The following is a 1,906-nucleotide window of genomic DNA, read 5'->3' as shown; positions in this document are numbered from 1 at the left end:
GGTTTTGGGTTTAGAACAAAAATGGGTCCTGCAGCTAAGTTTTCTGCCCTGGCCGATGAATATAGTAATGAAGGCCTTCGTTTACTGAATAGTGTGGATATTGTTCTTACTAACGATAAGTCGAAATGGTCAAGATGTTTTGTTCTTGAAACCTCTGATGATGCAGCAGAAATAGCAAATTATCCAAATGATGATGCAGTTTTATCTGAAGGTGGAGCATATAAATTAATGCCAAGAAATGCTCCGTCGGTTGATAAGAACGGTAATCCAGATGGTACAGGAAATGGCAAGGGTTGGTTTCCTGGCTATGCAATAAATCTTGAAACGGGTGAAAGGCTGAATATTATGTTTGGTGAATCATCTTGGTTGAGAGGTGAAAATGGCGCTGACATGATCTGGAATCCGTCTGAAACTGACTATACTGAGGTTACATATGATTTTGGTGGGAAGCACTACATATACGTTGTTAAGAGTAGAGGTGTGTTTGATGGGACAGGGAAGCAAAAGAAAGAGTACATGGCTAGATATGATTCGTGTAACTATATAGGTCAACTATATGATAATTTTAAAGGTCCGCAAAGAAGAGCATTTTTCAGGAATCTAATGTGGACGGGAATACCAATGGTTTTTGATTCTACGAAATTGCTGGCAAATGATGCAATTATAAAAATAAGAGTAGAGAAACCATTTGAAGGTAATTACACGAAGCTCGAAGCAGATTTAGAGGTAGAATCTGTAAGGAATAATAATCTACCGATGTATTCTTTCAATACAAGAGGGTTACATGCAACTAGAGGTAGTGATACTGCTGCGGCATCTGCTATGGATCTTATTAGAGCTGTCCCTAATCCTTATTATGGCTTTTCTTCTTATGAAGGTAGTGGAGCAGAGACGAAGATTAAAATTACAAACCTACCTAACAGATGTAAGCTATCAATTTATACACTTGACGGAGTTCTTGTTCGGGTATTGGAGAAAGATGACGATCAGCAAACTTATTTAGAATGGAATCTGAAGAACCTTGCAAATATTCCAATTTCATCAGGATTGTATATAATGCATATTGATGGTTATGAGAATGGAGAGAAAGTATTGAAGTGGTTTGGGGCAATGAGACCATTTGATTTCAGTGGATTATAATAGATAATATGAGAAAAGGGTATACCATTATATTTTGTTTCCTATTCGCGGCAATTGGATTGCAAGCGGGTAACAAGGATAGAGCTGGGCAAGCTGGTGGGTATGAATTGTTAATCAATCCATGGGCTGCTTCTTCTGCTTTAGGTGGATCTAATACGGCCTCAGCAAGAGGAGTGGAAGCTACATCGTTAAACATGGCTGGAGCAGCATTTACTAAAGGTACTGAAGTCATGTATACAAATACGAGATGGATGGTTGGCTCTGATATTACTATAAATGCTTTAGGTTTTACTCAACATGTTGGTGAATCAGGTGTTTTAGGTATAACTCTGGTTTCTTTAGGTTTTGGAGATATTATGAAAACGGATGAGAATAATCCTGATGGAGGATTAGGAACTTATGCTGTGAATTTTAATAATTTGGGTTTCTCTTACTCTAAAATATTCTCTAATAGTATTTATGGAGGAGTTGGAGTTAAAATAATTTCAGAATCATTATCTGATTTGGCAGCAAAAGGTGTTGCATTAGATGCAGGTATTCAATATGTAACAGGTAAACTCGGTCAGTTTAAATTTGGAATTGCCTTAAGAAATGTTGGGCCGAGAATTCAGTTTCAAGGAAATGGACTGGCAATAATATTACCGTCGGGTCACAATACAGGTACACAAGCATTGAATGTGCCGTCGGTTGAAAACGAGTTGCCGTCTCTACTTAATATAGGTGCGAGCTACGTATTTTATTTTAATCCTAATGATACTACTTCGTT

2 protein-coding genes are annotated in these 1,906 nt (G+C 37.6%); both read left to right on the top strand.

What is annotated here, in order from left to right; genetic code table 11:
• Positions 1–1,140 (top strand): T9SS type A sorting domain-containing protein (locus HRT72_03560; protein NQY66783.1); only part of this gene is annotated, 1,140 nt, incomplete at its 5' end.
• An 8-nt stretch (positions 1,141–1,148) separates the two neighbouring features.
• Positions 1,149–1,906: PorV/PorQ family protein (locus tag HRT72_03555; protein NQY66782.1), on the top strand; the 758-nt coding region annotated here is incomplete at its 3' end.

It is taken from the genome of Flavobacteriales bacterium, from assembly GCA_013214975.1.
In the GTDB taxonomy this organism is placed as follows: Bacteria; Bacteroidota; Bacteroidia; order DT-38; family DT-38; genus DT-38.
Note: the sequence above shows the minus strand (reverse complement) of the source record. Positions and strands in the feature narration are given on the sequence as shown.